The following is a 19945-nucleotide window of genomic DNA, read 5'->3' on the forward strand; positions in this document are numbered from 1 at the left end:
CATCCATCCGTTGGGCGGATCATGCGCTGCCTTATTCCATTTTCCTATTCAGTCAACCGCTTAAGGCTTATTGGAATTGGGGATCTTCTACCGGAGTAGCTACCCAGCCGTTCTCTTCAATAAAGAGACGAACCGCGATGATCTGCTTGTTCTCCATCAGTGTGAAGAAATGAGGCGTGTTTTCCGGTACGGAGATAACATCGCCCGGCTCAAGCTCTACGTTAAAGTAACCGACATCGTCGGAGCCTTTAATAATGAAGATCCCTTTACCGCCAACGATCGCACGGATTTCGTCTTCCGAGTGGGTGTGAACTTCTTCGAATTTTTTAAGCAGGTCCTCTATATTGGGCGTGGACTCGGAAAGCGTGATGACATCCCAAATTTTGTAGCCGCGTCTTGCAGCCAGGTCGCGAATTTCTTCGTCAAAAGTGTCCAAAATACGCTGCTTATCGTCATCACTCAGCTTGAAATTTTCTTGAAGATCTGCCGGGAGTTTATCCATATTCCAATGCTCATAAACAACCTCTTGGTTATTCAGGAATTCCCGAACATTTTCTTCCCCAGTAATGCGTTCGTTCGTGTTGCGAATCACGATTTCTGCCATAGCTTTAACCCTCTTTCTCCCGTTGGATTAATATGTATTATAGCCCCCCTCACCGCATTTGTCATCTGCAAATGTTGATTTGTACCGATAGCTGCGCAATATTTCGGCTTTTCTATTGAAAAGTATTCTGATACACTAAGATTTAACGTTTTCGGGGGAGGTTTATGAGTTGAACAAGCCTAGCTTACAAGAAGTGCTTAAAGAACGAATATTAATTCTTGACGGTGCCATGGGCACGATGATCCAGCAAGAGGACCTCTCGGCTGAAGATTTTGGCGGTCCGGAGCTGGATGGCTGCAATGAAATGCTGGTCATTCATCGGCCCGACGTCATTCAAAAAATACATGAACAATATCTTGAAGCAGGTGCCGACCTGATTGAAACCAATACATTTGGCGCAACCTCCGTTGTGCTTGCTGAATACGATATACCTGAACTTGCCCGGGAAATCAACCTGAAAGCGGCTCATCTGGCCCGCGCTGCAGTTGAGAAATATTCCACGCCGGACAGCCCGCGATATGTCGTGGGTGCGATGGGTCCGACAACCAAGACGCTGTCGGTTACCGGCGGCGTGACCTTCGCCGAATTGATCAAGAGTTACGAGGAGCAAGCCGTAGCCTTGATTGAAGGCGGCGTGGATGCCCTGTTGCTCGAAACATCGCAGGATACGCTAAACGTGAAAGCGGGGAGCATTGGGATTCGACAAGCGTTTGATAAGACAGGCGTCACCCTTCCCATCATGATATCCGGCACAATCGAACCGATGGGAACAACGCTTGCGGGACAGAACATCGAGGCGTTTTACATTTCTTTGGAACACTTGAATCCGGTATCCATCGGCCTGAACTGTGCAACGGGTCCGGAGTTCATGCGCGACCATATCCGTTCCTTGTCCGAAATGTCGAGAAGCGCGATCAGCTGTTATCCGAATGCCGGTCTGCCTGACGAGAATGGTCAATACCATGAATCTCCTGAATCGCTTGCCCAAAAAATGGGGGCTTTTGCTGAAAAAGGTTGGCTTAATATCGCAGGGGGATGCTGCGGTACGACACCTGACCACATCCGGGCTTTAAAACAAACGATGGATGGCTTCACCCCACGTCCGCTTGAGGGCGGGCACTTGCCGGCATTGTCCGGCATCGAGCCGGTATATATCGAGCAGGAAAACCGCCCGTATATGGTGGGCGAGAGAACAAACGTTCTAGGTTCGCGCAAATTTAAGCGTTTGATCGTGGAAGGAAAATATGAGGAAGCCTCCGAGATCGCTCGTGCTCAAGTCAAGAATGGCGCCCATGTCATTGATGTATGCGTACAGGATCCGGATCGCGAAGAAGCCGAGGATATGATCCAATTCCTGGAGCTGGTGGTCAAAAAGGTGAAGGTGCCGCTGATGATCGATACAACCGATCCGGCGGTCATTGACTTGGCCCTGCAATATTCGCAAGGGAAAGCGATCATTAACTCCATTAACCTTGAAGACGGCGAGGAGAAATTTGAGCATGTGACTCCGTTGGTGCACAAATACGGCGCTGCGGTCGTCGTAGGGACCATCGATGAGAGCGGTCAAGCGATCCACCGCGACGACAAGCTCAAGGTGGCGCAGCGGTCTTATGATCTCTTGGTGAACAAATACGGCATTTCGCCTGAGGATATTATTTTCGACACGCTTGTATTCCCTGTAGGTACGGGCGACGAGCAGTACATCGGATCAGCCAAGGAAACGATTGAGGGCATTCGCATGATAAAAGAAGCCATGCCCAAAGTGCATACGATCCTCGGCATCAGCAACGTTTCCTTCGGATTGCCGGAAGCGGGCCGTGAAGTGCTGAACTCCGTGTATCTGTACGAATGCACGAAGGCCGGATTGGACTACGCAATCGTAAACACGGAAAAGCTCGAGCGCTATGCCTCCATTCCGGAGGAAGAGCGGCGTCTGGCGGAGGAACTGATTTATCGAACCAATGATGAGACGCTGGCGGCATTCGTCGCCGCGTTCCGGGATAAAAAGGTAGAGAAGAAGGTAAAGGTATCCAATCTGACGCTGGAAGATAGACTTGCCTCTTATGTGGTGGAAGGCTCCAAGGAAGGTCTTATTCCGGATTTGGATGTAGCTTTGACCAAATACGGCGCGCTGGAGATCATTAACGGCCCGCTAATGGCAGGGATGACCGAGGTTGGTCGCTTGTTTAACAACAACGAGCTCATTGTGGCGGAGGTACTGCAAAGCGCCGAAGTGATGAAAGCCTCCGTGGCGTATTTGGAATCCTTTATGGAGAAAAACGAGTCGTCGGTCAAAGGGAAAATCATGCTCGCCACCGTGAAGGGCGACGTCCATGATATCGGTAAAAACCTGGTGGAGATCATCCTGTCCAACAATGGTTACCAAATCATTAATTTGGGTATAAAAGTACCACCGGAGCAAATTATCGAGGCTTACCGTCGGGAGCAGCCTGATGCCATCGGGTTGTCCGGTTTGTTGGTGAAATCGGCGCAGCAGATGGTATCCACCGCCCAGGACTTGAAAAACGCGGGCATTAGCGTTCCGATCATGGTTGGCGGGGCCGCGCTGACGCGGAAGTTCACGAAGACGCGCATCCGCCCCGAATATGACGGAATGGTGCTCTACGCGAAGGACGCGATGGACGGGCTTGCATTGGCCAACCAGCTGAGCGATCCGGTGCTGCGGACCCAAATGGCGGAAGAGATTAAGGCGGAGCAGGAAGCGGATGCAGCGGCACCACAGGTTGTAAAAGTAATGCCGAAGCTGTCAGAAGGACTCCGATCCAAAATATCGACCGAAGCCCCGGTGTATATACCGCCGGATATGGAGCGGCATGTGCTCCGGAATTATCCGATTTCGCACATCCTGCCTTATATCAACATGCAAATGCTGTTGGGACATCATTTAGGCCTGAAAGGATCCGTGGAACAGCTGCTCAAAGCCAATGATCCGAAGGCGGTTTCGCTTAAGGAAACCGTTGACGGTATTCTGGAAGAGGCAGTTCAATCGGGAATCATACAGGCACATGCTATGTACCGTTTCTTCCCGGCGCAGTCGCGAGGAAATGATATTATCATATACGATCCAAAGGATGCATCGAAAATATTGCATACCTTTACGTTTCCAAGACAGCAGGTGGAACCGTATCTGTGTTTGGCGGACTTCCTGAAATCCGTAGACAGCGGGGTGATGGATTACGTCGGGTTCCTGGTCGTTACGGCAGGGCACGGCGTCGGGAAATTGTCCGGGGAATGGAAGGATAAAGGCGACTATCTCCGTTCCCATGCACTTCAATCGGTTGCCCTGGAAACGGCTGAAGGGCTGGCAGAGCGAATTCACCATATGATGCGGGATACGTGGGGATACCCCGATCCGGCAGACATGACGATGAAACAGCGCCTGGGAGCGAGATACCAAGGCATTCGCGTATCCTTCGGATATCCGGCATGTCCGGATCTGGAGGATCAGGAGCCTTTATTCAAATTGATGCAGCCAGAAGATATCGGCGTTCATCTTACCGAAGGTTTCATGATGGAACCTGAGGCGTCGGTATCCGCGATGGTGTTCAGCCATCCGGAGGCTCATTATTTTAACGTGGATAAAGCTTAACATTTGAATACCGGTACAGCCGGTTTGAAATCCTCCGAATGTTTCGGGGGATTTCTCCGGTTTACAACCGAAAGGGGAGAAGAGGGATGGAACTCTATTTTCTAGGAACAAATGCGGGGGTTCCGACGCTGCAGCGTAACGTGACCTCGATTGCACTGCGAATGCTGGAAGAACGAAGAAGTCTGTGGCTGTTTGATTGTGGAGAAGGCACGCAGCATCAAATATTAAAGTCTCCGCTCAAGCTGTCCAAGCTTGAAAAGGTATTCATTACCCATATGCATGGTGATCATGTATTCGGCTTGCCAGGTTTGCTATCCAGCCGAGGTGCCCAAGGGGTAACATCACCCCTGACGATATATGGTCCCCCAGGCATTAAAGTCTTCATTGAAACTACGCTCAGCATCAGCCAATCGCGCGTTCCTTATACGATGGAGGTCATTGAGCACACCGGTGGCGTGTTGTTTGAGGACGAAAACTTCCTCGTGGAATCGGCCAAGCTGGATCACAGGGCCGAGAGTTACGGCTACCGTGTCGTGGAGAAGGATCTCCCCGGCAGTTTGGACCTGAAACGGTTGGCGGACTATGGACTCAAGCCAGGGCCGCTCTATGGCAAGCTGAAAAGAGGGGAAAGCGTGGAACTCGGCGACGGCCGATGGATTCATGCCTCGGATGTGCTCCTGACACCGAAAAAAGGGAGGGTGGTCACGATTCTCGGGGATACGCGGCCATGCGCAGGCGTGGAGGCTTTGGCCAAGGACGCGGATCTCCTGGTCCATGAGGCCACGTTCATGGAGGATCTGGCGGAACTGGCGCACGAATACTATCACAGTACCGCCAAACAGGCGGCGGAAGCGGCTAAACGGGCTGGGGTAAAAGCGCTGTTCTTGACCCACTTCAGCTCCCGGTATAAGGATATCGATCATTTGCAGCCGCTGCTCAACGAAGCGCGGGAGATATTTGCGAATACGCGATTGGCGGAGGATTTCGGGTTATATCCAATCCAGCGTTCCTAGGCACGCACAGCGGTGAATTGCGGGGAAATATCGGGTGGTCGGGGGCATTATTTTCCGGGAAAGCGCAGGATGCGACAAAGCGGTTCATAAACGCTAAGGCTTGGACAGTCTTCGATTTCTTTCGACGCGTCGACCGTCAGAATGTAGCGATCGGCATGAACCTTGCAACCGGTAATGGGCTTCTTTACAATAATACTATCGGTATGTCTAAGTTCATTATAGTAAAGGACAGCTGAATGCCCGTAGCCATACATATATTTATGATGATTAACCCTTACGACACGGCCTTGAATGCTCACCTTTTCATCAGATGAATCATTTATGCCGTGAAGGAAAGAAATAAAGAAGGTGCATTTATTCATGGAAAAACCAAAAGGATTGCTGATTGACTTGGACGGAACGCTGTACCATGGCCGGAATCGGATCGAGGGGGCCGACCTGCTGATCGAACGGTTGAAAGAACTGCAGGTTCCGTTCCTGTATGTAACGAACAATTCTTCACGCACGCCGGAGCAGGTGGCGGCTCACCTGATGGAGATGGGGATTCCTGCCTTGCCGGAGGAAGTATGCACATCCTCCCTCGCCGCAGCTAAATATATCGCTGAGGAGTCGCCCGGTGCCAAGGTGGCGATGCTCGGCGAAGAGGGACTTCGCGAAGCGCTGTTGTCTGTTGGCCTTACCATCGTGGAGCAGTCCCCTGAATACGTCATTCAAGGAATCGACCGCTCGTTTGATTACGAGAAGTTAACCCGCGCCGTTCGCTGGATTCAGGAGGGAGCTGTGTCGATCTTGACCAATCCGGATCTGCAGCTGCCATCCGATACCGGCCTGATGCCTGGTGCTGGCTCGCTTGGGGCTGCGGTCGAGGCCGCTTCGGGAGTTAAGCCGACGGTTATCGGTAAGCCGTCCTCGATCTTGATGAAGTATGCCTCGGATCGCTTGGGTTTAGCTCCGGAAGAAACTTATGTAATCGGAGATAATATCCGTACGGATATTGCTGCTGGCGTGCATGCCGGCTGCAAGACGGTTCTCGTCATGACCGGAATCACGACCGATCGCAATATGGAAGCGCATATGGAAGCCGCCGGCGTCACGCCAGACTATATATGCCGGGATTTGAACGAAGTGATCAGCCTGCTGTGTTCATGATAAGCAAAAGTATTATACATAAACTTGTGTGTTGACGAAAGGGAAGATGAATCATGCCGGAACTGCCGGAAATGGAGAATTACCGAAGATTGTTATCTCAGAGCATTCTGAATGTGCCGATCACCGATGTGGTCGTGAACCGTGAAAAATCCTTGAATGTGACGATTGACGAGTTTACTTCGGCCCTGAAGGGAAGCAAGGTCATTTTTGTGGAGCGGAGAGGAAAACACCTCATTTTCCATTTGCACAACGGAGGCAGACTGCTGCTGCACCTGATGCTGGGGGGCATTTTGTATCTCGGACGCAGGGATGAGGAACGCCCTTCCCGTTCGACCCAGGTCGAGATCACGTTCGGTGACCAGGTGCTGTATTTTATCGGCCTTCGCCTAGGCTATCTGCATTTTCTAACAGCGAGGGAGACCGAGAATGCCCTAAAAGACCTTGGCCCTGAGCTCCTGGATCGGCGAATGACCAAAGCGCGCTTCGTCGAACTGATTGGAAAACGGCGGGGCGCCTTAAAAACAACGCTGGTCAATCAACAAGTCGTCGCCGGCATCGGCAACTGTTATGCGGACGAGATCGCTTTTGATGCCCGAATCCACCCGCTATCCAAAATTCAGGATTTGCCGGAGGAGTCGCTAGAGCAGCTGTACGACAGCGCCGTCAAATTGATGCACGAGGCGACGGACGGCGGAGGATACATGGAAATGCCCTTTCAGGAAGGGGATGAGCTGACAGGTGCTTATAATGACGAATGCAAAGTGTACGACCGTGAAGGAGAGCCCTGCGTTCGCTGCGGTACGCCGATCGTGAAGGCGGAGCACGCCTCGCGCAAAATTTTCTTTTGCCCGAATTGCCAGCATGAAGTCTAAAGTCCGGATTGGAAGCCATGTCAGCACACGGGGCGGATTTCTTGCGGCAGCCCAGCATGCAGCCGGGATCGGTTCACTGGCGTATCAGTATTTTCCGAAAAATCCGCGCAGTCTTCACTTGAAGACGCCGGATGTCCGCAATGCTGCGGCCTGTGCGCAGTTTTGTCAGGAGCAGGGTCTCGTTTCGATCGCGCACACGCCTTATCCAACGAATATGGCGGTTGGTTTGACCCGGGGAGAAGAGTTTTATCGATTGACCGTGGATTCCCTGAAGAATGATCTTATGATTGCCGAGGCTTGCGGATCGCTGGGCATCGTTGTACATTTTGGGCATCTCAAGAGCCAGGACGTGCTTGAAGGGTACCAGAACATAATTCGCTGCATGAATGATGTGCTGGCCTCCTGGGCGGGCAGGGCCAAGCTGCTGATCGAGAATCAGGCGGGAGACCATGGAGCTATGGGAATGACGCTTGAAGAGTGCGTAAAGGTTAGACAGCTTGCCGATCACCCGGAAAAAATAGGCTTTTGCCTGGATACCTGCCACTTGTTTGCCGCAGGAGGTTGGGACATATCGAATACGGATGAGCTCCTTGCCAGAGGCAAGTCGCTAGCTTATTGGGAATCGACGGTAGCCGTTCATTTAAACGATTCGAAATATGGAGCCGGCTCAAGAAAAGATCGCCATGCCCGCATCGGGCAAGGCATGATAGGCACAGAAGCGTTGAAGCGCCTGGTTCTGTCACCGGAACTTGCGGGTAAGGCATTTGTCCTGGAAAGTGAAAAAGGAGCTGACGGCACGCATCGGGAAGACATCGCCAAGGTGCTGTCATGGTCCTGATAGGGAGAGGGTAGGATGATTCATCTTTATTTAGACGACTGGCGCCCCAATCCGAAAGGATTCGCGCTGGCTCGAAACGGGGAAGAATGTTTGCTGATGCTCCGTGAATGCGAAGTGGACGTTCTGTCGCTTGATTTTGAACTCGGGCATGGCCAAATGAACGGCGGCGACGTCGTTGCGGCCATGATTGCCGAGAATCTACAGGCTAAAGAAATATATTTGCACACCTCAAGCCCGTCGGGCAGAAGAAAAATGTATGAGCTGCTGTATGAGCACATGCCAAAAAGCGTCAAGGTCCACAATGGACCGATGCCCGAATCCGTGCTGCGGGAAGTCGCCCAAGGTTCAAGATGATTGAGGTTACGCAGCGCGAACTGTTGGAGAGGCTAGAATGGCAGGAGCGTCTGATGAAGCGTGACGCGAAGGCGGATCCTGTCATCGTTTTTTTGCATACGCCATTATGCGGTACTTGCGCGGCTGTGCGTAAGATGCTGGATGTCGTGGAGTTTGTGGTGCCCGATGTACAGCTGCTGGCAGCGGACGTGAATTTCCTTCCGGGCATCGTGGAACGGTATCAAATTCGAAGCGTTCCGGCACTGCTCGTGATCCCATCAAGCCCTGGCGCAAACCCTGAAGTGCTTTATCGGATGGGCTCCGTGCAGGATATCGTCAGTTTTGTAAGGAGCGTGAAGCCATGATTTCGTTGCAGCACCTGTCGCTCATTCGTGGGAACCGCCACATTTTGAATGATGTCAGCATTGAAATGAAGCCGGGGGAGAATTGGGTGATCCTGGGCAGGAACGGATCCGGCAAAACGACGCTGCTGGAAATGATGACGGGATATATGTTCCCTTCCAGTGGACGCGTAGAAGTGCTGGGCCAAGTATACGGCCAATGTGACGTTCGTGAGGTTCGTAAATCCATCGGTTATATCAGCCAATCGCTGCTGGAGAAATTAACGCTGAGCGACCCGGTGTGGGAGGTTGTCGCAACAGGGGCGTATGCCTTTTTACGCTTTTATCAGGACATTCCGGAAGAGGCCAGAAGTTTAGCCTACAGCCTGCTGAACGAAATGGATTTCGGCCCTTTGGCGGAGCTGCCTCTCGGGACCTTGTCCCAAGGGGAACGGAAAAAAGTGATGCTGGCACGCTCCCTCATGTCCAATCCGAAGATTCTGATTATGGATGAACCGTGTGCCGGTTTGGATTTGTATGAACGGGAGAAGATGCTGCATGAGATTGACCGGCTGAGGCAGCGTAATATTACGGTCGTGTACGTCACGCATCATGTCGAGGAGATTGTCCCTTTATTTACTCATGTGGCGCTTATTAAAGACGGGCGGTTGACAGCCGCGGGACGCAAAGATGAAGTATTAAACCATGAACTTATCAAACAAACTTATGATATCGACGCTCAGCTGGAATGGGATGGCGGACGTCCCTGGATCAAAGTTATTTCTGGAGGTTAATCCGTTTGGACGAATTAAATGTAATGCAGGAACATGAGGAACAGAATCAGAACCATCAGGATTTTCACAGTAAATGGGTATGCACGGCAAATCATGGTTTCGCTCCGTATGCCCAGGAAGAGCTGCGCCGGATGTTTGGCAGCCTAAAAAGCACCATGATGATGCCAGGCGAGGTGTTTTTGATGACACTCGGCAGCTCCGAAGCTGAGGCTAAGCGGCTGATTACGTCAAAGCCGCCTATTTTCCTGCGGCATCTCTTTCCGGTACAATGGGAAATCGCGGCCGAATCCGTAGATGATGCGCTGAAATTGACAGCAGATCATGTGCTGAAGCGGGAGGAGATTAGCCAAAGCCGCGCATCCATCCAAATCCGCAAGACGGAGAACAGCTCATGGACGGAGAGCCCTGCAGCCCTTCGGGACGATTTGCAGCTTCGCTTGGCACCGCTCGAGCTGGAATACACGGTCCAGGCACCCGAATGGATCATTTCACTATTCGCCGCTGACAATGTCTGGTATGCCGGTGTGTCGCGTCCGGAGGACAACCTGTCGGATTGGAACGGAGGCGCAGTCCGTTTTCAGCGGGAAGAGGGTCAAATCTCAAGAGCCAAATTTAAGCTGCTTGAAGCCGAGAAGCAATTTGGGATACCCTTCGATACGTTCCGCAAGGCTGTCGATATCGGAGCAGCGCCGGGAGGCTGGACATCCTTTTTATTGGAGCGCGGCTTGCAGGTTACGGCGGTAGATCCGGCGAAGATGCACCCCTCCCTGGATGGGCATAAAAACCTGCGTGTCATCCACAAGAATGCTGCGGACGTAACGTTTAGAGAGCATGAATTCGATCTGCTGGTATGCGATATGAGCTGGAGCCCCAAACTGATGGCCCGAATGGTGACCGGGCTGCTGCACAGCCTTGAAACGGGCGGCACGGCCGTCGTTACGGTCAAGCTGCTGACCAAGAAGCCAATGGCATTGGTGAAGGAGATCATGTCGGTATTTGAAGCGTCCAGAATGCAGATTCAGGGAGCGAAGCAGTTGTTCCATAATCGGGACGAGATTACGCTATATATGATTAAGTATTAAAAAAGCCTTTACAAGTTCAAGTATTTTGTTCTATAATGATTCCAAAATTAACCAACGGCAACTTAAAGGGAAAGCATCCCGCTATGATCACGTTTCAGTGATACGGCGGAGTGCTTTCCTTTTTTTGTTGTGCTTGTAAGTCAGAGGAGAGGGCATTGAGATGAATCAGCCTTGCAAATTGGTGCATGGGGATGTATTGGGTGAGCGTTACGTCATTGACCGCGTCATCGGCGAAGGGGGCATGAGCTGTGTATATCTGGCCGAAGATCTGAAGCTGCCCGGGAAGCAATGGGCGGTGAAGGAGACTTTGTCTGAACCGGGTATGCAGCGCACGGTTCAGGATGAGGCACAGCTTCTGATCAAACTGAGCCATCCGCGTCTGCCGCGCATCGTCGATTTTTTTCGTGATGAGGACAACGGCTATACCTATTTGGTTATGGATTACATTCAAGGCATGACATTGGATAAATATTTCCGGGGTTACCGTGGAAACGTGAATCCGGACTTCATCATGGAGCTGACGGAGCAGCTGCTGGACGTCCTGGAGTATCTTCACCATCACGAGCCCCAAGTCATATTCAGGGATTTAAAGCCTTCGAACATCATGCTGACCGATCAGCTGGAAGTCCGACTCATCGATTTCGGAATCGCGAGAAGCTACAAGCATGAGAGCGGCGAGGATACGGTCAAGCTCGGCACGGTCGGATTTGCGGCACCGGAGCAATACGGTGGCAGGCAAAGCGATGCCAGATCGGATTTGTATGGATTGGGGGCGCTCCTGCTTTATCTCTCGACCGGCGGCAAATTCAGCGAATGGATCACGGGAGTGGAGCGCCATATTCGCGGCGATTTGCCAAGAGAGTTAGTACCCGTAATCCGAAAGCTGCTTCAATATGCTCCGGAGCATCGATATCAATCGACAGTTGAAGTTCGGTCCGCGCTGAAGCGGCAGCATTCGATTTCCGCGAATCTATCTGCGGTTCAAACCAGCACGGTGCCCGGGACGCTTGTTGCGGCCGTATTGGGTGCATCGTCCGGCGTAGGAACCACGCATAGCTGCATCGCCTTCGGACATTTCCTTGCTTCAAGGTACGGAAAGGTAGCCGTCGTTGAAATGAGCGCCAAATCCACCTCGTTCAGCCGCATACAGGAAATAGCGGAGGGCGGAAGGCTCGGCTCTATCCGCAAATTCGAGATTAACGGGATCCACTTTTGGCGCCAAACAGCGAGGAGTGAAGTGATTTCGCTGCTCGGGGGCAGTTACGATGCGGTTGTATTGGATTTGGGGGCGTACAGGGACAGCGAAAGGCTTGAGGAATTCCTGCGGGCCGATCTGCCGATTGTTATCGGGTCGGGAGCGGAGTGGAGGCGGCATGATGTGGCGACGCTGGCCCGAATGCTGTCCAGGCACCCGCAGCCGGGCCGGATCTATGCCCTGCCCCTTGCCGGAGAAGAAACGATTCAGGAGATGAGGAAAACGCTAGGCACGAATAAGGTTTATGCCTTGCCCCTGCAATTGGACCCTTTCGAAATACCTGACAGCAGTAGGCAGGCATTCGCCCGGCTCTTCCAGGACTACTTGCCGCAGGCTGAACGGAAGCGAAGATTCAGGTTTCTTAAGAATTGACCGCATTTGAACTGAAGGAGATGAAGCCATGCCGATTATCAGGAGGCGAAGCCGCAAACTGATATTTGCCGGACTTGCCGGCGCAGCCGTAACTGGGGCTGTATGTGCCGGCGCCATGTTGTATTATGTGCACGGCTCTAAAGAGCAGCGGCACGTGGAGCGCACCCAATACGAGCAGCGAATCGCGGAGCTTGAAGAGACCCAGCTGCAGCAGCTCAATTCGATGCAGGCGGCATGGGTCCCGGTAAGAGATATTCCGCCTGGTCATTTCATAGAGGCCAAGGACATCAAGGAAGTGCGTTTGCCGTACGACGGCACGTCCGGCAATCTCTTCTCGGGCAGGGAAGAGATTGCCGGGAAGGGCGCCAAGATCGAGCTGCTTCGGGGAATGCCGATTACCGGCGCGATGCTCTTTGAAGAGGAGCCGACGCGGCCCGATCTCCGTCACCGGGAGATGAAATCCGTATATCTGCCAAGCGACCTGCGCAAGGGGGATGTCATTGATGTTAGAGTCCAGTTTCCAACCGGACAGGATTACATCGTTTTATCCAAAAAGAAGATCGACAGGCTCCAAAATCCGGCATTTTGGACAACGTTAAGCGAACAGGAAATCTTATTGCTCTCCAGCGCATTGGTCGATGCTTATCTGCATGATGCTACGCTATATGCGCTTACCTATGTAGAACCCGAGCTGCAAGAGAGAGCGATTCCGAACTATCCGCCGAACGCGGAGGTGACGAAGCTGATTGCAAGCAACCCGAATATCGTGAAGAAAGCCGAGAAGCAATTGGAGCTTACGCTCCGAAACACGCTGGAAGACGATTTAAGCAAACTCCAGCCGAGTCAGCAGGCGCAAGTGTCCGACTTGCCTCCTAATTCCGCCTATGCTGGCGGAGCCAGGAGTCCGGATTCTTGGAGCCCGGCATCCAATATAAATCCCCCTGCGAAATCCGCTACCGGAACGAGTTCCGATGGCATTCTCCCGGACGAGGACGTGAATACGGAGGTTCCGCTTCGGGAGGAGAAGGTTTCGGAGGCCGAGCAGATTTTAGGGTCAACCGGGAGGATAGATGCCCGGAACGGCAGTGATCAGACACCGCCAGAGGCTGATTTCATATTCACGAGCCCGTAGGAATGACAAAGTGAGCCCCGAAGAACAGTTGGTAAGCGAAGGAGTGTAACCAAAGTGAAGAGGTGGATATTTTCGGGCATCTGCGACAAGAGCGATATGCTCCTGTACATGTGCAAAATACTAGCCAATGGAGACAGCAGGGTGCTGCTCGTCGATGGCGCGATAGATGCGAAGTACAGACATTGCATTAGCGTAATGCATCCCCAGCTGCCGGTCATGGAGTTTGCCGGTTTCGACGTGGCAACAGGGTTCGGGAGTTATACGTCACTGATGGATTATCTGGAAGAAACGAACGAGAAGAAATACGACTATATTGTGATGGACGTGGAGAAGCCGCAATTTATGGACAAGGATCAGTGGGATACGGCGGATGCCCATGTTTGGGTCAGCGGATTCGAAGTAACGGGATTGCGAAAGAGCGCGGCCTTGCTGGATGAACTAAGAGCCGCTAGAACAGATGACCCGCTGCCGCCTTTCCATCGCGTATACGTACAGGTTATCGAAGACCTGGCGGACGGGTCCTATATTGAAGGCTTTATGGAGGATAGCCGGATTCAATGGCTGGGTCCCCCTGTGAAGATGCCTTGGGATGAATTGTTTTTTGCGCTGAAAATAAAAAACGAACATGCAGGTAGACTGGGCATCAAGCCTTTGTCACGACAGTATAAGCGGTCGCTTACCGAACTGATTCGGATGCTAACGGAGATGGAGCAGCGGCATATCCGCCGGGCGTTTAGGCAAGCAGGAAGGAGGCATGCATGAGTCTGATTGCTGTATGGAGCCCATTAAAAAGCGGGAGCGGCAGCACGCTGTTGGCCTCGTGTTTACCGATCGTATTGGCGTTTGAATACCAGGTCAAAGTGCTGCTTGCCCATGGTGGACAAGCAGGAGAACGAGTGGAACAGGCCTTTGCGCTGAAGGAGGAAGCGTTCGATTATATGGTGGCGTTTCAGGATACCGGATTGGATGCCCTCGAACGGCTCAATGCAAGCGGGAGGCTGAATCCGGATAATGTCCGCAATTATGCTCTGCCGCTGCTGTCTGATCGGCTGGATCTTTTGTGCGGACCGAAGCCGACGTCGGTCAATGATTTCAGTGCTGCTAGACATGCGGAAGGCGTGAATCGAACTGAACTGATGGTCAAGGTCTTGGCGTCCTCCAAACGTAGTTATGACGTTACCGTAGCGGATGCCGGCAATGGTGTTCCCCGAGCTGCGGATCGTGCAATACTTCAAGCGGCAGACTTGATCATCGTTGGATTGAATCAGAATTTGCATGTCCTGAAGAGAGAGCTTGAGAAGGAAAGGCTTCCTCCGGAGCTGAAGGAAAAAGACTGCTTGTACATGATCGGCAAATATGATCGGGAGAGCAGCTGCACATTGCTAAATATGAAGCGCCGCTTTGGAATCAAAACGATGGCGGTTGGCGTTCCGTATTGCTCCCGCATGACGGATGCATGGAATATGAGTTCGATTATTCCCTACATGCAGCGCAACCGAGGGGGCGCGGACCTGAAGGGTTTGAATTCACTCTATAATGCCGTCCGTCAACTGGCTGATGCGTCGGCTGAACAGCTCGGACTTCCGTCCGGCCGTTCGAAAGCGGGGGGCCTGCATGCTTTTGGGTAACGCCTTGAACACGATGTGGATCATCATCATGGTTTTGTTAGTCATGTTGTTTATCTATCTGCGTTATATGGATACCCGTAAACCGGCGGCTGCTATTACGCGGGGCTCGGATCCCTATTCGATCGAAGCCATGACGGCATTTGTTAAGGAAAGCCTGCATCAGCTGACGCACAGCCAGTTGTCTGATTTAGGGCTGCACGAAGAAGCGTATCGCCGCAGGCTGAACAAGCGGAGCGAGTTGCGAAGCGCGCTCAAGGGCTGCGTATCCGGTGATGCGATGGACAAGGCGTACGTTAAGGATTTTTTAAAGCAGCTGCTTGTCAAGGATTTGGGATTGAACGAGTCCAACATTGATGCAGCCATTCCGTTTGAAAGCCTAACCGAATTAACGGCCCAGGATCAATTCGAGATTCTCTTGTACCTGTACCGGCAGCGGCACGGGGAGGATGCTTTATCCGTACTTCTGGAGACATATGATCTTGCGCAGCCTCGCGTCATTCCCGGTTACGGGGAGGGCAGCGTTTATGCGGTTACCGCGGAAGACATTGCTTATATTTATGAATCAGAGCAGCGTCCGCTTCTGTTTCAGGAGAAGCTGGATATCGTCGTTCAGCGCATTTATCAGCAGTACAAAGGATTTTCCGTCGTGGATGAAATCAGGGATCAGCGGATTGACGGGATCAGTGGGGGAGTCAGCGGCGTTCCCGTCGACCGCGACAGCGGACAGGATGCCTTTTACGGACTGGATGATTTTTTGGGGCTAGGTCTTTCGAATGCCGAATTGCCTGCATCAGGCTGTGAGAGCGTTTGGATTTTTTACCGGGGCGTTTCGCTTCATCTTGCTTTTTTATCCTTTGGTTCGATGCTGGAGCTTAAGCGGGTATGTCAAAACATATACAAATATAATCATCCGGGACAGCTGTCGGAAGCCAGCGGTTACAAAGTGAATGAGATGAAGGATGGCTCCAGGGTTGTTGTGGTAAGGCCACCGTTTGCCGAATCCTGGGCATTCTTTGTACGCAAGTTCGATTTGCCCAAGGCTACGCTTGATCAATTGATTACGGGGAGCGGCTCCGAGCTGGTGATCGGTTTATTGAAATATTTGATGAGAGGCAGCCGGATTACGGCGATTACCGGTGCTCAAGGATCAGGAAAAACCACGCTGCTGATGGCAATGGTTGGCCATATCTATGCCTCCTATACCCTCCGGGTTCAGGAGATGGCCTTCGAGCTTCACTTAAGGAAAATCTACAGCCGCAGGAACATTCTCAGCTTCAGGGAAACGGAGCATATCAGCGGACAGGCAGGGCTGGATCTGCAGAAGAAAACGGACGGTACGGTCAATATCCTTGGTGAGGTTGCCAGCGACGAGGTTGCGTCATGGATGATACAGATGTCTCAAGTGGCAAGTCTGTTTACCGTGTTTACCCATCATGCCAAGACATTCAGGGATTTGGTTCAATCCCTGCGCAACTCCCTGCTCAAGAGCGGCGCGTTCAGGCAAGAGCACATTGCCGAGCAGCAGGTGGTCAGCGTGATCAACTTTGATATTCATTTGAGAAGAGACGCTTTCGGAAACCGTTACATAGAGCGAATTACAGAGTGCATTCCGGTGGATAAGGGGGCTCTGCCGCAATTCGAAGCTTCTACGGAAAACAATTGGAAGAGCAGCATGGAGGAGTATTTTCATTTAAGTGCAGAGCATATGCGGAGACTGAACGAGGACCGCTGTTATGTGTCCCGCAATGTGATTGAATACCGGGACGGTGCGTATATTGCTTGCGCCAAGCTATCCGAAATCAGCATTCGCGAAATGACGGAGCAGATGCATCCGGAGGATGCGGAGGAATTCAGAATATTTCTGGACTCGGGCTGGGGGGAACAACGTGGCCTCTAAAGACGTGTTAATCCTTATATTCATTACATCCCTGACGCTGTTCTCGATTACGTTCGGTTTGGTGTCGTGGATGTCAAGAAGACGAGGAAACCGTGGGAATTTTGCCGGAAGGTTCGATGCGGGTGAAGCAAAACCGTTTCGCGGTATATACCGCCAATGGTTCCAATTGGCTTATATGTATGGAGTGAAACTCCCGCTCGTCCAATCGTATATCAAACGGATCAGACAGAGAATCGCGATCATCCATCCTTACGATGAAATTTCGCTTCGGTATGAGACGGTGAAGCTTGCCTGCGCGATTTCAGGGATTATCGGGTTAACGGCCCTGCTGCTGATATGGAGTCATCCGGACCTGGGGTTTATCGTGATCGTCATCCTTGCCGCCGTGGTTATTAACAATATGCTTGTTGAGATGTTCATTAACCGGCTGGAGCGCAAGCTGCTTGTTCAATCGGTTGAATTGTTCTCCCTCGTCCGTCATCACTATCAGCAGCATGGAATGGTCGAGGAGGCTTTGTATGAAGGGGCAGAGACTTCGGAACACGAAATCTCCATACATGCCCATCGAATCTATAATGCCCTCGTATCCCAAGATCCTAATGATGAGCTGGAGCGATATTATGAGGTAGCTCCTAACCGGTATTTAAAGGCGTTTGCGGGCATTTCCCATCTGGTAATGGAGTTTGGCGATCATGCGAGAAAACAAGGCTCAATTTATCTCCTTGGGCTTAGCGGATTGACCAAGGAAATCCAATTGGAAATATTGCGAAGAGACAAGCTTGATTACTTGATGAAGGGCTTGAATGTTATTGCGCTGGCCCCGGTTTTTTTTACGAAACCGATCGAACGGTGGGCGAGAAGCAGTTTTCCGTCGATGGATGAGTTTTATATGAGCAAGCTCGGATTTGTGACCAAGATATCCATTTACGTCATTATCCTGATTTCTTACATCCTGCTCCAGAAGCTCCAGCAAAATCGGGAAACCGATTACCGGGCAGTAGCACGCAAAGTGACGTGGGAAGAAAGAATGTACGGAATTCCTATTATTTGCTGGCTTGCAGGGATCATGACCCCGACCCCAGGCACGATGAAATATGACAGCCGGGTTCGGCTCCTGAAGGAGAGCAATGCGAAAATCAAATTCGAGTGGCTGTATATCAGAAGGGTAACGTTTTTTTTCCTCGGTTTCTTTTTAGCGCTGTCGCTGGCCGTTGGCTTACATGTACAGTCTAGACATCATTTGTTGCATATCCCCGTTCCATTAAATCATTCTCTGTTCGGACAGATGAATGATGTTGAGCGCTTGCAGGCAGAGGAGACTGCCCAGCGGGATCGGGTGATCATGGAGCAGCTGCAAATGTCAACGAAAGCAACGCATGACCAGATTCAACAGGCCGTAAGAGATACAGATACTGTTGGTTTGACCAAGGAACAAATTGAGATTGCAGCCGATCGAATCATGACCAAGCTGAAGCGGTATGATAGCGAGTATTTGAAGTGGTGGGAGCTGCTGCTCTCCTTGATGACAGGTATTGCAGGTTATGGGGCGCCACTGTGGCTGCTGTATTTTCACCGGAAAGTGCGAAACATGGAAATGCGGCATGAAGTATATCAATTTCAGACGGTCATATCGATCCTGCGCGGTATGGAGCGAATCACGGTTGAAGTTATATTGGAATGGCTTAACCGGTTCGCCGTTATTTTCAAGGTTCCTATTCAAAAAAGCCTGCTTCACTATGAACATGGCGCGCAGTTGGCTTTACTGGAGTTGAAGGAAGACGTCTGGTTACCCGAATTTCAACGGTTGGTGGACAAGCTGATCCTTGCGGTGGATAAAGTACCGATCAAGGACGTATTCGACGATCTCGACGGGGAAATGATATTCAGCTTCGAGCAGCGCAAGCAGGAATATGAAGCGATGATCGACACGAAGGCCGCATGGGCGCGGATGATCGGTTTTACTCCGATGTATGCGCTGATCTTTATGTATCTTGTCATTCCGCTGATCGGCATGAGTTTCTCCCAAATGGAAACGTACTATGAGCAAATTCAACGACTATGAAGTAATACAAGGCCTTAAGCACTACTGAAACGACAATCACTAGGTTCATATAAAAATCAATAAGGGAAATGAGGAGGATTTCAATGAATAATGCATCATCCGCATTAAAGGTTGCAGCAGGCATATTTTTGACTATTGCCCTGATTACGATCGTCGTCATTTTGTTTATTTCGGCCCAGGAGGCAACCAAAACCGCCCAGAACAATTTTTCGGATATACAGACGGAGCTGTCCCAGGCAGCCTTTACCGTGTATGACGGAACGACGATCAGCGGTTCTCAAGTTACGAATGCACTGCGCAAATATAAGGACAAGGATCAGTTCGGCGTTTTCATTGCAACAGGTAAAAATAAAGCAGGGCAATGGTACGGCAACGTACTGGAGTCTGACGGATCGATCCTGAATCCGGATTCCAGGCAAGGGAATATCAACCTCGTCATGGATGAGAAAAGCCCAGAGTATGTCAACCCAAGCGGGAAGTTTAGGGCGACCATCGTGAAAGACAATTCCAACGTGATCCGGGGCATTAAATTCGATCAATAGTTATGAATAGAAAGGTGACTAATCTTGCGAGATGCAACAATAAGCATGCTAGAATTGGCTGCGGGGGTGGCGTTGTTTCTCGGCGCAACCTTGTATGCTTTCAATATTCAGGCAATGGTTGGTAGCGGGATAACAGCCGCGGACCGAATGACTCAAGAGCAGCATGCCGGAGTGACAACCGTAAAGATGACTAACGAGAACGAGAAGCTGACCTATGAAGGAAGCGAAGTCTTGTTTACGCTGCGAGAATTAGAGGCAGGCGTCTTTACCGTTGATGTGGATGGAACGGTGTTCCATTCAGGCAGTCATCCGGAGGAGCTGGATGTTTCGATCATCGACTTGAATGCTCGGTATTATGCGGAGTACATTCGGGGAGCGGATGGGGAAATAGAACGGATCCAGTTTGTAAAAGTGAGGTAAC

Annotated in this window: 18 protein-coding genes; 17 read left to right on the forward strand and 1 reads right to left on the reverse strand. The window is 51.4% G+C overall.

The features are described from left to right. Positions 1 to 67 precede the first annotated feature (67 nt). Positions 68 to 604: a cupin domain-containing protein gene (locus M1D70_RS12155; RefSeq protein ID WP_009595976.1), complete on the reverse strand. Its 537-nt coding sequence runs from the start codon at positions 602 to 604 to the stop codon at positions 68 to 70. Positions 605 to 773: 169 nt separating this feature from the next. Here M1D70_RS12155 and metH point away from each other — a divergent pair, with 169 nt between their 5' ends. The 17 genes from metH (at position 774) to M1D70_RS12240 (ending at position 19944) form a co-directional block, all read left to right on the forward strand. After that, a complete protein-coding gene (metH, locus tag M1D70_RS12160; protein WP_456289954.1) occupies positions 774 to 4214 on the forward strand; it encodes a methionine synthase in 3441 nt (1146 codons plus the stop codon). An 86-nt stretch (positions 4215 to 4300) separates the two neighbouring features. Continuing rightward, positions 4301 to 5227 carry a ribonuclease Z gene (rnz, locus tag M1D70_RS12165; RefSeq protein WP_456289955.1) on the forward strand — a complete coding sequence of 309 codons (927 nt, stop codon included), beginning with the start codon at positions 4301 to 4303 and terminating at the stop codon, positions 5225 to 5227. A 360-nt stretch (positions 5228 to 5587) separates the two neighbouring features. Beyond that, positions 5588 to 6376 (forward strand): TIGR01457 family HAD-type hydrolase, encoded by a 789-nt coding sequence (locus M1D70_RS12170; protein ID WP_456289956.1) that lies wholly within the window; start codon positions 5588 to 5590, stop codon positions 6374 to 6376. Between the two features lie 53 nt (positions 6377 to 6429). Further along, positions 6430 to 7248, forward strand: coding sequence for an Fpg/Nei family DNA glycosylase (locus tag M1D70_RS12175; RefSeq protein ID WP_456289957.1), 819 nt, complete (start codon positions 6430 to 6432; stop codon positions 7246 to 7248). After that, positions 7238 to 8086 (forward strand): deoxyribonuclease IV, encoded by an 849-nt coding sequence (locus tag M1D70_RS12180; protein ID WP_456289958.1) that lies wholly within the window; start codon positions 7238 to 7240, stop codon positions 8084 to 8086. The genes M1D70_RS12175 and M1D70_RS12180 overlap by 11 nt, the downstream gene beginning before the upstream one ends. Before the next feature lie 15 nt (positions 8087 to 8101). Beyond that, positions 8102 to 8440 carry a cyclic-phosphate processing receiver domain-containing protein gene (locus tag M1D70_RS12185; protein WP_009595984.1) on the forward strand — a complete coding sequence of 113 codons (339 nt, stop codon included), beginning with the start codon at positions 8102 to 8104 and terminating at the stop codon, positions 8438 to 8440. Then, entirely contained in the window at positions 8437 to 8784 is a 348-nt protein-coding gene (locus M1D70_RS12190; RefSeq protein WP_456289959.1) for a thioredoxin family protein, read from the forward strand. The genes M1D70_RS12185 and M1D70_RS12190 overlap by 4 nt, the downstream gene beginning before the upstream one ends. Then, positions 8781 to 9554, forward strand: a complete 774-nt coding sequence (locus M1D70_RS12195) for an ABC transporter ATP-binding protein (protein ID WP_456289960.1) — start codon at positions 8781 to 8783, stop codon at positions 9552 to 9554. Before M1D70_RS12190 ends, M1D70_RS12195 begins: the two co-directional genes overlap by 4 nt. A gap of 5 nt (positions 9555 to 9559) precedes the next feature. Beyond that, on the forward strand, positions 9560 to 10636 hold the full coding sequence (locus M1D70_RS12200; protein WP_456289961.1) for an SAM-dependent methyltransferase: 1077 nt from the start codon (positions 9560 to 9562) through the stop codon (positions 10634 to 10636). A gap of 160 nt (positions 10637 to 10796) precedes the next feature. Further along, positions 10797 to 12263: a serine/threonine protein kinase gene (locus M1D70_RS12205; protein ID WP_456289962.1), complete on the forward strand. Its 1467-nt coding sequence runs from the start codon at positions 10797 to 10799 to the stop codon at positions 12261 to 12263. Between the two features lie 28 nt (positions 12264 to 12291). Continuing rightward, a complete protein-coding gene (locus M1D70_RS12210; protein ID WP_456289963.1) occupies positions 12292 to 13395 on the forward strand; it encodes an SAF domain-containing protein in 1104 nt (367 codons plus the stop codon). 54 nt (positions 13396 to 13449) lie between these two features. After that, a complete protein-coding gene (locus M1D70_RS12215; RefSeq protein ID WP_009595975.1) occupies positions 13450 to 14157 on the forward strand; it encodes a hypothetical protein in 708 nt (235 codons plus the stop codon). Then, positions 14154 to 15023, forward strand: a complete 870-nt coding sequence (locus tag M1D70_RS12220) for a hypothetical protein (RefSeq protein ID WP_456289964.1) — start codon at positions 14154 to 14156, stop codon at positions 15021 to 15023. Before M1D70_RS12215 ends, M1D70_RS12220 begins: the two co-directional genes overlap by 4 nt. Next, the gene (locus tag M1D70_RS12225) at positions 15010 to 16920 is read left to right on the forward strand and encodes a pilus assembly protein CpaF (protein WP_456290416.1); all 1911 of its coding nucleotides are present in this window, start codon (positions 15010 to 15012) and stop codon (positions 16918 to 16920) included. The genes M1D70_RS12220 and M1D70_RS12225 overlap by 14 nt, the downstream gene beginning before the upstream one ends. After that, entirely contained in the window at positions 16910 to 18982 is a 2073-nt protein-coding gene (locus tag M1D70_RS12230) for a hypothetical protein (protein WP_456289965.1), read from the forward strand. Before M1D70_RS12225 ends, M1D70_RS12230 begins: the two co-directional genes overlap by 11 nt. Positions 18983 to 19065: 83 nt before the next feature. Next, on the forward strand, positions 19066 to 19524 hold the full coding sequence (locus M1D70_RS12235) for a hypothetical protein (protein ID WP_009596009.1): 459 nt from the start codon (positions 19066 to 19068) through the stop codon (positions 19522 to 19524). A gap of 24 nt (positions 19525 to 19548) precedes the next feature. Beyond that, positions 19549 to 19944 (forward strand): hypothetical protein, encoded by a 396-nt coding sequence (locus M1D70_RS12240; protein ID WP_456289966.1) that lies wholly within the window; start codon positions 19549 to 19551, stop codon positions 19942 to 19944. Position 19945: the final 1 nt, after the last annotated feature.

This window comes from Paenibacillus sp. AK002 (assembly GCF_053903045.1).